General features: G+C 38.5%; 15 protein-coding genes. All 15 read right to left on the reverse strand.

Annotated features, from left to right (window positions below; translation table 11 throughout):
• Positions 1 to 68 precede the first annotated feature (68 nt).
• The 15 genes from dapA to infB all read right to left on the reverse strand — a co-directional run bounded on the left by dapA (position 69) and on the right by infB (position 15,849).
• Positions 69 to 938, reverse strand: coding sequence for a 4-hydroxy-tetrahydrodipicolinate synthase (dapA, locus tag ABC255_RS21825; RefSeq protein ID WP_412996844.1), 870 nt, complete (start codon positions 936 to 938; stop codon positions 69 to 71).
• Between the two features lie 84 nt (positions 939 to 1,022).
• A complete protein-coding gene (gene dapG / locus ABC255_RS21830) occupies positions 1,023 to 2,267 on the reverse strand; it encodes an aspartate kinase (RefSeq protein ID WP_412996846.1) in 1,245 nt (414 codons plus the stop codon).
• 33 nt (positions 2,268 to 2,300) lie between these two features.
• A complete protein-coding gene (gene asd, locus ABC255_RS21835; RefSeq protein ID WP_412996848.1) occupies positions 2,301 to 3,359 on the reverse strand; it encodes an aspartate-semialdehyde dehydrogenase in 1,059 nt (352 codons plus the stop codon).
• Between the two features lie 182 nt (positions 3,360 to 3,541).
• A complete protein-coding gene (gene dpaB / locus ABC255_RS21840; protein ID WP_412996849.1) occupies positions 3,542 to 4,141 on the reverse strand; it encodes a dipicolinate synthase subunit B in 600 nt (199 codons plus the stop codon).
• Positions 4,138 to 5,040: a dipicolinic acid synthetase subunit A gene (gene dpaA / locus ABC255_RS21845; RefSeq protein ID WP_412996851.1), complete on the reverse strand. Its 903-nt coding sequence runs from the start codon at positions 5,038 to 5,040 to the stop codon at positions 4,138 to 4,140. Before dpaA ends, dpaB begins: the two co-directional genes overlap by 4 nt.
• A 173-nt stretch (positions 5,041 to 5,213) precedes the next feature.
• Positions 5,214 to 5,459: a YlmC/YmxH family sporulation protein gene (locus tag ABC255_RS21850; RefSeq protein WP_335536974.1), complete on the reverse strand. Its 246-nt coding sequence runs from the start codon at positions 5,457 to 5,459 to the stop codon at positions 5,214 to 5,216.
• Positions 5,460 to 5,632: 173 nt separating this feature from the next.
• The gene (locus ABC255_RS21855) at positions 5,633 to 6,871 is read right to left on the reverse strand and encodes a M16 family metallopeptidase (RefSeq protein WP_412996853.1); all 1,239 of its coding nucleotides are present in this window, start codon (positions 6,869 to 6,871) and stop codon (positions 5,633 to 5,635) included.
• A gap of 70 nt (positions 6,872 to 6,941) precedes the next feature.
• On the reverse strand, positions 6,942 to 7,889 hold the full coding sequence (locus ABC255_RS21860) for a polysaccharide deacetylase family protein (RefSeq protein WP_335536971.1): 948 nt from the start codon (positions 7,887 to 7,889) through the stop codon (positions 6,942 to 6,944).
• 119 nt (positions 7,890 to 8,008) lie between these two features.
• On the reverse strand, positions 8,009 to 10,135 hold the full coding sequence (gene pnp, locus ABC255_RS21865) for a polyribonucleotide nucleotidyltransferase (protein WP_412996855.1): 2,127 nt from the start codon (positions 10,133 to 10,135) through the stop codon (positions 8,009 to 8,011).
• A 227-nt stretch (positions 10,136 to 10,362) separates the two neighbouring features.
• Positions 10,363 to 10,632, reverse strand: coding sequence for a 30S ribosomal protein S15 (gene rpsO / locus ABC255_RS21870; RefSeq protein WP_063254317.1), 270 nt, complete (start codon positions 10,630 to 10,632; stop codon positions 10,363 to 10,365).
• Between the two features lie 319 nt (positions 10,633 to 10,951).
• Positions 10,952 to 11,899 (reverse strand): bifunctional riboflavin kinase/FAD synthetase, encoded by a 948-nt coding sequence (ribF, locus tag ABC255_RS21875; protein ID WP_412996858.1) that lies wholly within the window; start codon positions 11,897 to 11,899, stop codon positions 10,952 to 10,954.
• A gap of 31 nt (positions 11,900 to 11,930) precedes the next feature.
• A complete protein-coding gene (gene truB / locus ABC255_RS21880) occupies positions 11,931 to 12,851 on the reverse strand; it encodes a tRNA pseudouridine(55) synthase TruB (RefSeq protein ID WP_412996859.1) in 921 nt (306 codons plus the stop codon).
• Between the two features lie 58 nt (positions 12,852 to 12,909).
• Positions 12,910 to 13,281, reverse strand: coding sequence for a 30S ribosome-binding factor RbfA (gene rbfA, locus ABC255_RS21885; RefSeq protein WP_335533558.1), 372 nt, complete (start codon positions 13,279 to 13,281; stop codon positions 12,910 to 12,912).
• Between the two features lie 16 nt (positions 13,282 to 13,297).
• On the reverse strand, positions 13,298 to 13,579 hold the full coding sequence (locus tag ABC255_RS21890) for a DUF503 domain-containing protein (protein WP_335533560.1): 282 nt from the start codon (positions 13,577 to 13,579) through the stop codon (positions 13,298 to 13,300).
• Positions 13,576 to 15,849 carry a translation initiation factor IF-2 gene (gene infB, locus ABC255_RS21895; RefSeq protein WP_412996862.1) on the reverse strand — a complete coding sequence of 758 codons (2,274 nt, stop codon included), beginning with the start codon at positions 15,847 to 15,849 and terminating at the stop codon, positions 13,576 to 13,578. The genes ABC255_RS21890 and infB overlap by 4 nt, the downstream gene beginning before the upstream one ends.
• Positions 15,850 to 15,858: the final 9 nt, after the last annotated feature.

Below are 15,858 nucleotides of genomic sequence, written 5' to 3' on the forward strand. Positions count from 1 at the left end.
ACGGTTTCCACATTTTTCGGTATAAAAATGCAAATGCCAATCGAATAAATATTCGATTGGCATTAATATTATGATAACAATAATTTACTTAAAGCAGCTCGTTCTTGTTCCGTTAATGGTACAAGCGGCAGCCTTACTGAACCAACATCAAGCCCTTTTATTTGAAGTGCTGTTTTAACTGGTGCAGGACTAGGAGCAGCAAAAAGTCCCTGCATAATTGGGAGAAGTTTTTGGTGTAGTTTTGCCGCTTCTTTATGATCCCCATTTAAGAAAAACTTCACCATCTCTTGCATTTCGTTCCCGATCACATGTGAGGCTACAGAAACCACCCCTGCCCCGCCAATGGAAAGAGTCGGTAAAGCTATCGCGTCATCACCACTATACAGATCGAAGTCATGATCCGTATTAGCAATAATATGTGTCATCGCATTTAAATCGCCGCTTGCTTCCTTAACAGCTACAATATTCGGTATTTTTGACAGCCTTATAATCGTTTCATGATGTATATTTACGGATGCCCTTGATGGAATATTATAAACCATTACTGGCAAAGCAGTGGCTTCGGCAATTGTTTTAAAGTGCTGATACAAACCTTCTTGATTCGGTTTATTATAATAGGGTGCTACTAACATGATACCATCCACGCCAAGCTGCTCTGCTCTTCTAGTCAGTTCCACTGAAGCGTAGGTATTATTACTGCCTGTGCCAGCAATTACAGGTATTCTTTTTGCAACTACCTTTACAACATGATCAAATAATGCCAGCTTTTCTTCTTTCGACAAGGTTGGAGATTCACCAGTTGTTCCTGCAACCACAAGAGACTCTGTCCCATTATCTATTAGATAATTTACCAATTGAGTGGTTTTAGAAAAATCGATATGACCTTTTTTATCAAAAGGTGTGACCATGGCTGTCGAAACCCGACCAAAATGAACCATATTACTACTCCTTTCAATTACGAAAATCCCGTTGCGACAATGGCATTAATGGAAATCCAGACAGCACTTTTGTCGTCTAATACATTAGATATCCGTAAGCTTTATATCCAGGGTTTCTTCTTCTAGATGAAAGGCGTCATGTAATGCATTAACTGATTTAGCCAAGTCGTCTTGTTTCACTAGTACCCAAATCGTAGTGTGACTATCAGCAGATTGTAAAATGCGAATTCCATTCTCAGAAAGAGCTGTAACGATTCTTGAAGTAACACCCGGAACACCCGCAATACCTGCTCCAACGACAGAAACCTTTGCACAATGACGTTCTACAACAGGGTCATGTCCTATTTCCTTTAAGACCCTAATTGCTCTGTCCGTCATTTCCTCCGTTACTGTATATACTACAGCATTCGGTGAAATGTTTATGAAGTCTACACTAATTTTTTCATTTGCCATTGCTTTAAAAACTTCGGCTTGTAAGTAGTACTGATCTTTTTTAGCAAATACTTTGATTTGAGTCACATTTGAAACATGTGCTATTCCCGTAACAGTTCTCTCTTTAATATCACTGCCTCGAGACTCTTTTGAGATGGATGTTACTAATGTTCCTAAATCATTTGAATAGGTGGAGCGGATTCGAATTGGAACCTTTGCCTGCATCGCTATTTCTACAGCTCTTGGGTGAATAACCTTCGCACCTTGATAGGCCATGTTGCATAGCTCTGTATATGTGACAACAGAAAGGCGCCTCGCATTATCCGCTATTCTTGGGTCTGCTGTCATGATACCTTCTACGTCCGTAAAAATATCAATCCATTCTGCATTAAGAGCCGCTCCTAATGCTGCAGCCGAAGTATCACTGCCACCTCGTCCAATTGTTGTAATGTCACCGTTCTTTGCAGCACCTTGAAAACCAGCAACCACAACTACATCATGGTGTTCTAAGTCTCGCAGCAATCGGTCACATTTCATTTCAACAATCTTTGCCTGTGAATGATCGCTATTGGTCCGGAAGCCTGCCTGAGCTCCAGTCAAAGCAATCGCATTAATGCCATTTTCTTGCAGCATATTGGCAAAAACGATGCTTGAAATAATCTCACCACATGATACAAGAAGATCTTGCTCACGTTTGCTAATTTTATTTTCATTACTCCCAATTAAAGAGAGAAGTGTATCCGTTGCATAGGGATCACCTTTTCTTCCCATTGCAGATACTACAACTACCACCTTATATCCCTCGGCTAACGCATTATTAATATGTCTCTTTGCATGTTGCCTGCTTTCTTCATCCTTGACAGATGTCCCGCCAAATTTTTGTACTATGATTTTCATATAACCTTTAAACCTGCCTTTATAATCAAAACTTTATTTTTTTTCTTTGATTAAACCCAGCTTTATCAAGCTCTCAGCAATTTGAACTGAATTCCAGGCAGCACCTTTGAGTAAATTATCAGAAACAACCCACATATGGAAACCACGAACTTCGTTAAGGTCATTACGAATTCGACCTACAAACACGTCATTACTTCCTACACAATTCGCAGGCATTGGATATACTTGATTTTCTGGGTCATCTTGTAACACCACGCCTGGAGCTGTCTTTAATAACTCTTTAATTTCATTCGCACTTACGCCATCTGTTTCGATTTCAAAATAAACAGATTCCGAGTGACCCACTGCTACAGGTAAACGTACGCAAGTCGCTGCAACATGCAGTTCTGGCAGGTGCATAATTTTCTTTGTTTCGTTAATCATTTTCATTTCTTCATAGGTATAGCCGTTTTCTTGGAACTTATCAATTTGTGGTATCGCATTAAAGGCGATTTGATAGTGGTTCTTATCACCTTTTACAGGTAAAATCTTTGGTTCTACTGTTTCACCATTAATAATAGCTTTTGTCTGATTCTGTAATTCTTCAATTGCAACTGCTCCTGCACCAGAAACTGCCTGATAGGTTGAAACAATAACTTTTTTAAGTCCGAATTTTTGCCTAATTGGTTCCAACGCTACTACCATTTGAATAGTAGAACAATTTGGGTTAGCGATAATTCCATTATGCTCGTGCAGATCATTTTCATTTACCTCAGGCACAACTAACGGAATATCTTGGTCCATTCTAAAAGCACTAGTATTGTCTACTACAATAGCTCCGTGTTTTACTGCTTCAGGAGCAAGCTCTTTTGATATATTGCCTCCAGCCGAGAACAAAGCGATATCGACACCAGCAAAGCTTTCTGGTTTAGCTTCCTGAACCGTATGAAGAACACCATCAACCGTCACTTTCTTACCTGCTGAACGTGAGGAAGATAATAGAGTTAGTTGTCTAATTGGGAAATTTTCTTTCACTAACGTTTGGATCATTTGCTGACCCACCGCTCCTGTTGCCCCTACTACGGCAACATGATAACCATTACTTTGATTCATTTTCTAGTACCCCTTTCAATCTTTCATCTATTATTATTGGTCATTTCTGTTCATGGAAAAGAATCAGAAAAGATTATTATAAATTCTCATCAGTGAGATGCTGGTCTCACTGATGATTGAATTATAAATATATTAACATATTCCTTGAAAGAAATAACCATATTTGATGAAAGGAGTGTGAATTAGTCTATGTCCTTATATCTTTCGACTAATACAGGTTGAATTTGACGGCCTTCAATGGCTGCTTCTACTGTTTCCATTAACATAGGCATCCTTGCTACCATAGAATTTGGCTTCTTGATTGGATCGTCTTGACCATATGGGATAAAATAGATATTTTTTGTTGCCATTAACCGCATTAAGTTAACCCCATTTAGTCCTAAAGCATCATTGGTTGATATTCCAAGGACGACTGGTTTTAAATTTCTCAACGTCGCTTTTGCAGCCATTAAAACTGGGCTATCATTCATCGCATTTGCGAATTTGCTCATTGATACACCTGTCAGTGGGGCAATAACCATACAATCTAAAGGAATTTTCGGACCTAATGGCTCGGCTTTTACGATTGAATCTATCGCTCTGTTTCCTGTTAGATCCTCGATCCTCTGAATCCAGTCCTCGCCTTTTCCAAAACGAGTTTCGGTTTTTTGCACTGTAAACGTCACAACTGGCAAAACTTCAGCACCAGCTTGAACTAACTTTTCGATTTCTGGGAATACGGCGTCATACGTGCAGTGAGACCCCGTTAACCCAAAGCCTATTTTTTTCCCTTTTAAACTCATTTTATTATCCCCTTTCGCTTACCTAAATCATCTTGAAGCAATTGGGCCAGAACATTAGCTAGTATTTGACCAGCTGTTTTTGGCGCGACAATACCAGGTAATCCTGGTGCAAGAAGTGCTTTTATACCTCTTTTTTCTGCATATCTAAAATCAGTTCCACCAGGCTTTGAGGCTAGATCAATAATCAGAGTATGGGCAGGCAATTTGGAAATAACAGAAGCCGTTACAACCAATAACGGTATCGTATTTATTAAGATATCTGTATCTTTAACCTCTTTTTCTATCCCACTTAATTGAAAAGGAGTTAAACCCATCTCTGTAATTCTCGCAAGATGTTCACTCTTCCTTGCACCAACCTTTACTCTTGCACCAAGGGCAGCGAAGGTTCTAGCAACACTCATCCCAACTCTTCCTAAACCTAAAACTGTAATATTTGAGCCATGAATCGTGAAGTCGGTATGCTGGATGGCCATCATGATGGTTCCTTCAACTGTCGGAATAGAATTGTAAATAGCTACATCATCCCTCTCAAAAAGCTGCACAAGTTGACGCTTTGCCTCTTTGGTAATCCCGTTTAAATAAGCATTACTAATTCCGGAGTAAACGGTACAATGATCAGGTGTTTTCATAAGCAGTTCAGCTGTCAAAATTACCTTTTCATTAGAAAAGATGGTTTCCACGTGACCTTCTAGATTTGTACCGGGTACCGGTAAGATTATGGCATCCATATTTGAAAAATCGACTTCATCCAACTTTTCCTTCACAGCGCCTGTGAACGCGTGGTCAAGCTGCTCGAAACCAATTAATGATAATCTGGCATCTAACTCGGTTAACTTCCGGATAATCTCCAGCTGTCTTGCATCTCCACCGATCACTGCTATCTGCATCCCTGTCAGCATGAAATCATTCACCTTCTTTTCAAAAAAATCCTAGCAGTAAGTCTTTTTACTCTTATCACTTCAACATCTTATGTAAGAATGAATCAATCTGTGAGTTTTCCATTCACAGATAAAAAAAAAGCCCAAGCAAAATTTACTTTGCTTGGGCTTTGAGGCTATTTGCATTTTTTCTATTACTTTTCTTCATGTACATCAATAATGATCATATCAGAGCCTATCTTTTTTATATGCTGCCAAGGAACTCTAATTTCTCCACCTTGTTTTCTAAAGCCAAACCATTTTAATGAGGATGGAATCAGCAATGCTTGAATTTGACCAGTATTTTCATTGATTTCAAGATCTGTTTGACCAAGAACTCCCAAACGCTCTGCCTTTTTGACGTCCACAATTTCTTTACCGCTTAATTCACTTAACCTCATGTGAATAAACTCCTCTCAAAACATCTTTACTATATGTTTATCAATGTAAGTCCTAATTTAGACTAAGAAAAGTGGAAGCGCCTTGTCCGGAGAAAAATGCAGTTCAATTTTTCCTAGGGGCTGGAACTAGACACTAAAAGAAAAAAACAGTTCTGGGTGAACTGTTTTTTCTTTTATTTTAATCCCTTAGGTAATTGACCGTCTGGACTGATCAAGGAAACAGAGTAGTTGTTTGTAAATACAGATGAAGACATTCCATCTACACTTTGCTTGGTTACTTGGTCAATTTGCTCAATAATCTCATCGAGTGAACGATGACGCTTCAATAATAGCTCATTTTTCCCGTTTCGGCTCATCCTGCTATTTGTACTCTCTAAACTTAACATTAAACTTCCTTTTAACTGTTCTTTACTATTAATTAATTCTTTTTCAGTAATACCATCTTGTTTTAATTTTTCTAGTGTTTCTTGAATGGTCTCATATAGTACATCCAACTGCTTTGCACCAGTTCCTCCATAGACGGTTACGACGCCATTATCCTGGTAAGCAGAATGATAAGAGAAAACAGAATACGCTAACCCTCGCTGTTCACGAACTTCTTGGAACAGCCTGCTGCTCATACTGCCGCCTAGGATGTTATTTAAAATAATTAAGCTGTAGACATCTTCATGACCGATCTTTAAGCCTTCGAAACCAATACATAGGTGTGCTTGTTCTGTTTCCTTCTTGCGTGATAAACGATTGGAATGGAACGTAGGAATGTTTTCAGTGATGGCACTTTTCCCGCCCTCATACGATCCAAAATACTTTTCCACTTCCTTAATAAAACTATCAGTGATATTTCCAGCAATTGAAATTACCACATTTTCTGGTGTGTAGTGATTGTGGATATAGTCTTTAAGCGTATCTCCAGTGAACGTATTTAGAGTTTCTTCTGTACCTAATATAGGGTAACCTAGAGGATGGTCGCCATAAATAGCCCTGCTAAGTAAATCATGGACAATATCATCTGGAGTATCATCATACATCTTAATTTCTTCTAGAACTACATTTCTTTCTTTATTTAGTTCTTCTTCAACAAAGGTTGAATTGAAGAACATATCAGCTAAAACATCTAAAGCGAATTGCGCATGTGTATCCAGAACTTTAGCATAGTAACATGTGTACTCCTTTGAGGTAAAGGCATTTACTTGTCCTCCAATGCTATCAAAGGATTCAGCAATTTCTTTCGCAGATCTTGTTGTGGTACCTTTAAAGAACATATGCTCTAAAAAGTGTGAAATTCCATTCGTTTGGGGATTTTCATTTCTTGAGCCAGTGCCAATCCATACTCCAATTGCTACAGATCTCACTGTTGGAATATTTTCTAATACAATTCTTACTCCATTTTTGCAAGAATATCTGTTAATCATCAAAATCCTCCTATCTATAGAAAGCGGAAACTTGAGCTTTATCAATTATTATCTGGATTCTTTGGTTAATTTATTTCATAATTCTTTCTTCGCTCATTAAATCGCTAACAGTCCCTATTTTTAAACTTTTTTCTTCAATGAGTGTGATTAAGCGATCTAATGATTTTGCTGTAGATTCTGTTGGATGCATAAGGACCATTGAGCCCTTATCAATCTTAGAAATAACACGATTGATTAGTTGGTCTGGTGTAGGTTTTTGCCAATCTATCGTATCTACCGTCCACATAACGGTCTTCATTTTTAATTCAGCTGCTATCTTAACTGTTTCATCTCGGTAACTGCCGCTGGGGGGTGCAAACCAAATGCTTTTATTACCTGTAGCTGCTTCAATTACTTCGTTTGTTTTTAACAATTGATCCCTTGTTTGTACAGCAGTAATTCTTTTCATGTCAGGATGTGTATAGGAATGATTTCCAACTTCATGACCTGCACTCACAATCATCTTTGCCAAGTCAGGATTATTTTTTACCCATCTTCCCTCGAGGAAAAAGCTTGCTTTTACTTGGTGTTTTTTTAGTGCCGCAAGCATTTCAGGTAAATATTCGTTTCCCCATGCTACATTAATAATAAAGCTTACCATTGGTTTGTCAGGATGCCCGCGATAAATAGGAGATGGAGGTAAATCCTTAAGGTGTACCGTTGGTGTTGTTTGTTTATATACTAATTTTTTTTCATCGAAAATTCCACTTTTCTTCATATTTTTATATGAAGCTTCAATATCGACAGTTAACCCATTATAGCCTGGCATTGCTTTCCACACTTCATCAATTTTAGCATCTGAAGGCGGTATATTATATGTAGAAGCATTTTTTATAATACTTTGATATAGCGGATTTTCTTGTTTTCCTACAGTAACCACGTTTCCTTTAAGTGATGCTACATATGTATCTACAAGAGGATTGTTAACAGAAAACCACGCTACAAACAATATGCAAGCGATCAAAACAAACTTCTTCATTTACCTTCCCCCTTCATACAGAATATATGAATCTGGGGGACAAGTTAGAACATGATACAACTTACATAGAAAAAGTCAGGGTTCCCCCTGACCTTCTATTTAAACCTAGTGAAGCAGTTTTATTGTTTTTCTGCTGCTTTCTCAGCCTTCTCACGTTGTTCCTTTAAAATGGCCTTACGTGAAAGGTTAACACGTCCTTGTTTATCGATTTCAGTAACCTTTACTAAAATTTCATCACCGATAGCAATCACGTCTTCGACCTTCCCAACTCGTTCCTCGGCCAATTCAGAAATATGGACAAGTCCATCTTTTCCAGCAAAGATCTCAACAAAAGCACCGAATTTTTCAATTCGTTTAACCTTACCAAGGTACATTTGGCCAACTTCAACTTCGCGTACGATGTCTTCAATAATTTTCTTTGCCTTTTGATTCATTGCTTGGTCAGTTGAAGCAATAAATACAGTTCCATCTTGTTCGATATCAATTTTAACACCAGTTTCTTCAATGATCTTATTGATTTGCTTACCGCTTGGTCCAATTACATCACGAATTTTATCTGGGTTAATTTTCATTGTTAAGATTTTTGGTGCAAATTTTGAAAGCTCGGTTCTTGGTTCAGTAATTGTTGCAAGCATAGAATCAAGAATATGCATTCTACCCTTCTTTGCCTGTTGAAGAGCTTCTTCTAGGATTTCACGAGAAAGTCCCTTAATTTTTATATCCATCTGAAGTGCAGTTACACCTTTAGCAGTTCCTGCCACTTTGAAATCCATATCACCCAGGTGGTCTTCCATTCCTTGGATATCAGATAATACTGTGTAATGTTCACCAGATTTTACTAGTCCCATCGCAATCCCAGCAACTGGGGCTTTAATCGGAACACCAGCGTCCATCATCGCAAGTGTACTTGCACAAATACTTGCTTGAGAGGTAGAACCATTAGATTCAAGGACTTCAGAAACAAGGCGAATTGTATATGGGAAATCCTTTTCAGAAGGTACAATTGGTTCTAATGCTCGCTCACCAAGAGCACCATGTCCGATCTCACGACGGCCTGGTCCACGGATTGGTCCAGTTTCCCCAACACTAAATTGAGGGAAATTGTAATGATGCATAAAACGCTTTTCTTCCTCAATTCCCAAACCATCTAGAATTTGCACATCACCCATTGCTCCTAATGTACAGATACTTAATGCTTGAGTTTGTCCACGAGTAAACAACCCTGATCCATGTGTTCTTGGTAAAATACCTACCTGTGAAGATAATGGACGAATTTCATCGATTTTCCGACCGTCTGGACGCACCTTTTCAACGGTTATTAAACGACGAACTTCACCTTTAACGATTTTATCTAAAATTTGTTTTACCTGTTTCATATCATCGTCTGTTGCCTCATTCTCCTCGAACTTAGCGATTACACGATTCTTTACTTCTTTAATGGCATCCTCACGTGCATGCTTTTCCTGCACTTGAATAGCGGTTACCATGTCGGTTTCACACATTTCTCTAACTTCAGCTTCTAAATCTTTATCAAGTTCATAAAGAATAATTTCTCTTTTTTCCTTGCCAGCTTCAGCCATAATTTTTTCTTGGAATTCAATGAGGCGTTTAATTTCTTCATGTCCATACATAATAGCCTCAAGCATGACTTCCTCAGAAACTTCATCTGCACCAGCTTCAACCATGTTTATGGCATCTTTCGTACCGGCAACAGTTAAATGAATATCGCTTTTTTCGGCTTGTTCTACTGTTGGGTTAATTACAAATGCTCCATCGACTCTGCCAACGATTACACCGGCAATCGGTCCCTCGAAAGGAATGTCAGATGTACAAAGTGCTAAAGATGATCCAAACATTGCTGCCATTTCTGATGAGCAATCTTGATCCACACTCATTACAATGCTGATTACTTGCACATCATTACGGAAACCTTCTGCAAAGAGTGGACGAATTGGACGGTCAATTAATCGACTCGCCAAAATAGCTTTTTCACTAGGACGACCTTCACGTTTAATAAATCCTCCAGGAATTTTACCAACCGCATATAATCGCTCTTCATAGTTACATGTTAATGGAAAAAAGTCTAAGTTTTTTGGTTCTTTTGAAGCTGTAGCAGTACTTAAAACTGCAGTATCTCCATAACGGACCATTACTGCTCCATTTGCTTGTTTGGCTAGTTGTCCAATTTCAACGGTTAATTTACGTCCAGCCCAATCCATGGAATATTCGTGTTTCGTTTGTTCCATTTTGTTACCCCTCTCTATCTAAATCACTTTAGAGGATAATGCGAAATAATATCGCTCTAATCATCTAATATAAAAAAGCTTATAAAGCTTATGTTATCAATACAAATATACTTATAGTATGCTCAAATTTTTGCGACTTAAAATATGTATATAATATATTTATCTTGCACTAGGTGCTATCTTTTTTAAACCTAACAAAAAAGCGGGAAAAATCCCGCTTCTTTTGATTATCGACGAAGTCCTAGCTTATTGATTAATTCACGGTAACGTTGAACATCTTTATTACGTAGGTACGTTAAAAGATTACGACGCTTACCAACCATTTTCAACAGACCGCGACGTGAGTGGTGGTCCTTCTTATGAGTACGTAAGTGCTCATTCAAATTGTTGATTGATTCAGTAAGGACAGCGATTTGAACCTCTGCAGATCCAGTGTCATTATCATGAGTTTTATACTCAGCGATAAGTTCGTTTTTACGTTCTTGTGTGATTGCCATCCTATTCACCTCCTAAATTTACTATCCCCTGTTACTGAGCAAGCGTCGGTGACTCGACTTGCCAAGCAAAGGTTATTTTTAATACGTTAATAAGAATACAACGTTTTACGACAAAATGCAAGTTCTATCGATAGAAACTTTATTAAGCTGAATATAATTTGTCTGTTGATTTGAGCTCCAGGCACTTCGCTTTCCGCGGGCGGTTCGGGGAGCCTCCTCAGCGCTTTAGCGCCTGCGGGGTCTCCCCAGCCCCGTCCTCCCGCAGGAGTCTTCGTGCCTTCCGCGCAAATCAACAGAGTGCCAAAATCAATTCTCTGCTTTATTTAAGACTTTTATTAAAGTATTCAATTGCATTCTGTTTGTCTTTTTCGATTTGTGCTATTAGTTCTTGGATTCCGGAGAATTTTTGTTCTTTTCTTAGGTATTGGTGCCATTCAATGGTTACTTGAGAGTCGTATATGTTATTCTCAAAGTTGAAGATATTGACTTCTACTGAGATCTTTAAAGCGTCTTTATTGAATGTTGGTTTATAGCCAACGTTGCATACACCTTTGTACCAGTTTTCATCTATTTTAATCTTTACCGCGTAGACTCCGGTTGGAGGTAATATATATTCATCATTTGTATCGACATTTGCAGTAGGGAATCCAATTGTCCTGCCTCTTTTATCCCCATGTACAACTATGCCGGCTGTGGTATAGAATCTTCCGAGTAATTCAGGCAGTTCAGTGAATCTTCCGTTTTTTATATATTGACGGATTCGAGTTGAACTTACTTTTTCATCCCCGCTAGTGAACTTTTCAACAATGGTGAACGTAAATTTTTCTCTTGAATGGAAGGGCAAAATCTCCATAGTTCCTTTTCCCATACGGCCATAAGAGAAATCAAATCCTGCCACGACATGTTTTACATTTAAATCAATAACATACTGGTCGATAAATTCTTGGGGAAGAAGGTTTGCAAATTCTATAGTAAAATGGACGATAAATAGATAATCGATGCCTAGTTCCTCAATTAAATTAATTTTTTCGGCTAGTGGTGTTATATATTGAACATGCTTTTGACTTTTGCCTAAAACAACCGATGGATGAGGATCAAAGGTCATAACTGCAGACCGGAGTCCTTTTTGATCAGCTTGTTTTTTAGCTTCAAGAATTACCTTTTGATGACCAAGATGAACACCGTCAAAATAACCAAGTGCCATTGATATTGGAGGTATTTCCGTTTTATCTATATTTAATGGGAATTCTAGCTTTATTACTTCCAATGAAACTCACCTTTTCTTGACCGTAACCTTTTTAACCTTGATCATTACGCAAAACTTTAACCGGTTTTAACAGCCCAGGTTTGTTCGGGTGTACCGAATAAATGGCAAGTGCTTTGCCTTCTTCCGTTTCAGCGCTAATAGGTCCGTTACTATTTTTTAAATGCTCTGGTATTGGTAATAGTGCGCCATTTTTCACTTTCTCTGCTACTTTATCATTTATTATGTATTTCGGCAAATGAGACAGTGCCATTTCTAAAGGCCGTAAACAAGAAGAAATAGTCCCCATCTCCATTAACTTTTCTATTTGCTCAAACGTCAAACAATCATTAAGAGTAAACGCAGCTGATTGGACTCTGATTAAATTTGACATATGTGCAGGGTAACCGAGACTTTCGCCAATCATAACAGCTAATGTCCTGATATAAGTACCTTTACTGCAGCTAACTCTAAACCGAAATGAAATGGTTTCTCCTGAAAACTCTTCTCGATCATCAAGTAGCTCTATCGAATAAATGGTGACCTTTCTAGTTGGGCGTTCAACTTCAATCCCTTTGCGGGCATATTCATATAGACGAGTACCTCCTACTTTTACAGCGGAAAACATCGGAGGTGTTTGTTCTATTTCCCCTGTTAACGAACTAAGAACCTGAAGGATTTCTTTCTTGCAAATGGTACCTTCAATTTCCTTTTCCTCTACTTTTTCTCCAGAGGCATCTTCGGTTGTTGTGGAATAGCCAAGGGTTACTTCGCCCTCATAACTTTTTCCTGCGTCCGTTATGTATTCTGCTACTTTTGTGGCACGTCCAATACAAATAGGAAGAACTCCGGTTACGTCAGGATCTAGTGTACCAGTATGACCGACTTTTTTCGTTTTTAATATTTTCCTCAATCTAAACACACAATCATGCGACGTCAGCCCAGCAGGTTTATATAAAGGTAAAATTCCCTCCATCGCCATCACTCCATTCTATTTTGTATCGAAAAAAAAGGATAGACAATTGTCTATCCGTTTATTCTTCTTCATTTTTTTCCATGCTGCTTTCTTCATGATGCAATTGATGAATGAGAGAATTAATACGATTTCCGTAAGCCATTGATTCATCCCATTCAAAAAGGATCTCTGGTGTTTTGCGTAAGCGGATCCGATGTCCAATTTCAGTTCGGATAAATCCTTTTGCCTTTGCAAGGCCTTTAAGAGTATTTTCCTTTTGCTCTTCATCGCCTAAAACAGAAATATAAACTTTTGCTTGTTGAAGATCTCCTGTTACTTGAACATCTGTAACCGTTACAAAGCCGATCCGAGGATCTTTAATTTTCCGGCCGATGATGTCACTTAGTTCTTTCTTCATTTGTTCTCCAACACGATTTGCTCTGTGGCTCATCATTTCACCTCTTAACTTAAAGCCATTCTATATCGGTGATCGTTCTTTCAATCTCAGGAAAAGAATCAATTAATTTAAGTGCATTTTGCAGTTCCAGTTCAGTCATTACCCGATTGGATGTTACCGACACAAAGGCTATTTTCGTCCTTTGCCATACATCCTGATAGCCAACTTCTGAAACTGATACATTAAATTTTTGTTTTAACCTGGTAAGAATTCGCTGCAGGACAGCACGTTTCTCTTTTAAAGAATGAGCATCGTAGATGATACATTCACATACGGCTAAACCTACAATCATTTACGTTCAATTTCTTCCATTACGTAAGCTTCAATAATATCTCCTTCTTTTACATCATTGAAGTTTTTAATGGTAATACCACATTCATAACCTTGTGAAACCTCTTTGGCATCATCTTTAAAACGTTTTAATGCATCAATATTTCCTTCAAAGATAACAACACCATTACGAATTAAACGAATTCCGCTATCACGAGTAATTTTCCCGTCTGTCACATAAGAACCTGCAATTGTTCCAACCTTTGAAACTTTAAAGGTTTGACGAATTTCCGCTTGACCAATTACTTTTTCTTTGAATTCAGGGTCAAGCATACCCTTCATTGCAGCTTCGATTTCTTCTATAACCTTGTAAATAATACTGTGAAGTCGAACGTCGACCTTTTCTTGTTCAGCTGCGCGCTTCGCATTGACATCAGGACGTACGTTAAAACCTATGACAATCGCATTAGAAGCAGAGGCTAAGGTAATATCCGATTCATTGATGGCGCCAGCACCACTATGAATAATTCGGATATTTACACCTTCAACGTCAATTTTTTGCAAAGAAGCTGCCACGGCTTCAGCAGAACCTTGAACGTCAGCTTTGAGGATGATATTTAAATCCTTCATCTCACCCTGCTTTAACTGTTCAAATAAATTATCTAGGCTGACGATGGATTTTTCACCACGCTGCGCTACCACTGCTTGCTGTGCCCGTGCTTCACCAACTTGTCGTGCTGTTTTCTCATCGTCAAATACAACGAAACGGTCACCAGCTTGTGGAACATCACTTAAACCTGTAATTTCAACGGGTGTAGATGGTCCGGCTTCTTTCACACGGCGTCCTAGGTCATTTACCATTGCACGAACACGGCCATATGTGTTTCCTACAACAATTGGGTCACCTATTTTCAGTGTACCATTCTGTACGAGCAAGGTAGCTACAGATCCACGGCCTTTATCTAATTGTGCTTCAATTACTGTTCCAACTGCTTTGCGGTTAGGGTTTGCTTTCCATTCTTCCACTTCACTAACAAGGAGAATCATTTCCAAGAGATTATCGATTCCTTCTCCTGTTTTCGCGGATAGTGGAACAAAGATTGTATCTCCGCCCCATGCTTCAGAAACCAATCCATGCTCGGTAAGTTCCTGCATAACTCGATCTGCGTTGGCAGCCTCTTTATCCATTTTATTAACTGCAACAATAATTGGAACTTCTGCAGCCTTTGCATGGTTAATCGCCTCAACGGTTTGCGGCATAACTCCGTCATCAGCAGCTACTACAAGGATCGTGATATCAGTAATTTTCGCACCACGTGCACGCATAGTTGTAAAAGCAGCATGTCCCGGTGTATCAAGGAATGTAATCTTCTTACCATTTTCAACAACTTGGTAAGCACCAATATGCTGGGTAATTCCCCCCGCTTCGCCTTCTGTTACTTTTGTGTGGCGAATGGAATCAAGCAAAGTCGTTTTACCATGGTCAACGTGACCCATAATTGTAACAACTGAAGGTCTTTCTACAAGCTCTTCAGGTGCGTCTTCAGTAAAATAAACTTCGAGATCTGTTGTATCGATTTTAATTTCTTCCTCGACCTCAACCCCATATTCACTGGCAATTAATTCAATCGCGTCTTTATCTAGAACCTGATTAATTGTTGCCATAACTCCTAGTAAAAAGAGCTTCTTGATAATTTCGGAAGGTTCGCGGTAGATTTTTTTAGCAAGTTCGCCTACAGTCAAAGATTCACTGAAAGTAATTTTAGCTGGAAGTTCTTTTACTTTCTTAACCTGAGGCTGTGTTTGTTGAACCGGTGTATGATTCTTTTTCCGGTTGTTATTATTATTGCGATTTTGATTATTATTATTAAAAGGTTTTTTATTCCCTTTTCCGGCGCTGAAAACTTTATTTTCCTTAGATTGGAATTGTTGACTGTGCTTTTTACTGTCAACCGCTTTTGGTGGTGATACCACTTTTACCTTGCTAGGAGTTGTAGTTTTTGCGTCGTCGTCCTCAAAAGCTTTTGGGCTTGTTTTACTTTGCACTTGTGGTTTAGCTCCCTGCTGCTGTGGTTTCTGATTCTGGCGATTTTGCTGTTGCGGTCTAGCTTGCTTTTGTTGTGGACTACTATCATTTTTGTTATAGGTTGCGTCAAGCTTTACAACCGCGGCATCCTCTATTGTTGCCATATGATTTGAAACCTCTATGTTCATTTCTTTTAATTTATTTATTACATCTTTACTTGAGATATTGTGTTTTTTTGCATACTCATAAACACGTATTTTACTCATATTTTCACC

Source organism: Neobacillus canaveralius (assembly GCF_047237705.1).
In the GTDB taxonomy this organism is placed as follows: Bacteria; Bacillota; Bacilli; order Bacillales; family Cytobacillaceae; genus Neobacillus; species Neobacillus niacini_K.

What these genes read in the sequence shown, in the direction of transcription:
- dapA (WP_412996844.1), bottom strand. Translation starts at nt 938, where the DNA reads ATGGTTCATTTTGGTCGGGTTTCGACAGCCATGGTCACACCTTTTGAT.
- dapG (WP_412996846.1), bottom strand. Translation starts at nt 2,267, where the DNA reads ATGAAAATCATAGTACAAAAATTTGGCGGGACATCTGTCAAGGATGAA.
- asd (WP_412996848.1), bottom strand. Translation starts at nt 3,359, where the DNA reads ATGAATCAAAGTAATGGTTATCATGTTGCCGTAGTAGGGGCAACAGGA.
- dpaB (WP_412996849.1), bottom strand. Translation starts at nt 4,141, where the DNA reads ATGAGTTTAAAAGGGAAAAAAATAGGCTTTGGGTTAACGGGGTCTCAC.
- dpaA (WP_412996851.1), bottom strand. Translation starts at nt 5,040, where the DNA reads ATGCTGACAGGGATGCAGATAGCAGTGATCGGTGGAGATGCAAGACAG.
- ABC255_RS21850 (WP_335536974.1), bottom strand. Translation starts at nt 5,459, where the DNA reads ATGAGGTTAAGTGAATTAAGCGGTAAAGAAATTGTGGACGTCAAAAAG.
- ABC255_RS21855 (WP_412996853.1), bottom strand. Translation starts at nt 6,871, where the DNA reads ATGATTAACAGATATTCTTGCAAAAATGGAGTAAGAATTGTATTAGAA.
- ABC255_RS21860 (WP_335536971.1), bottom strand. Translation starts at nt 7,889, where the DNA reads ATGAAGAAGTTTGTTTTGATCGCTTGCATATTGTTTGTAGCGTGGTTT.
- pnp (WP_412996855.1), bottom strand. Translation starts at nt 10,135, where the DNA reads ATGGAACAAACGAAACACGAATATTCCATGGATTGGGCTGGACGTAAA.
- rpsO (WP_063254317.1), bottom strand. Translation starts at nt 10,632, where the DNA reads ATGGCAATCACACAAGAACGTAAAAACGAACTTATCGCTGAGTATAAA.
- truB (WP_412996859.1), bottom strand. Translation starts at nt 12,851, where the DNA reads ATGGAGGGAATTTTACCTTTATATAAACCTGCTGGGCTGACGTCGCAT.
- rbfA (WP_335533558.1), bottom strand. Translation starts at nt 13,281, where the DNA reads ATGAGCCACAGAGCAAATCGTGTTGGAGAACAAATGAAGAAAGAACTA.
- ABC255_RS21890 (WP_335533560.1), bottom strand. Translation starts at nt 13,579, where the DNA reads ATGATTGTAGGTTTAGCCGTATGTGAATGTATCATCTACGATGCTCAT.
- infB (WP_412996862.1), bottom strand. Translation starts at nt 15,849, where the DNA reads ATGAGTAAAATACGTGTTTATGAGTATGCAAAAAAACACAATATCTCA.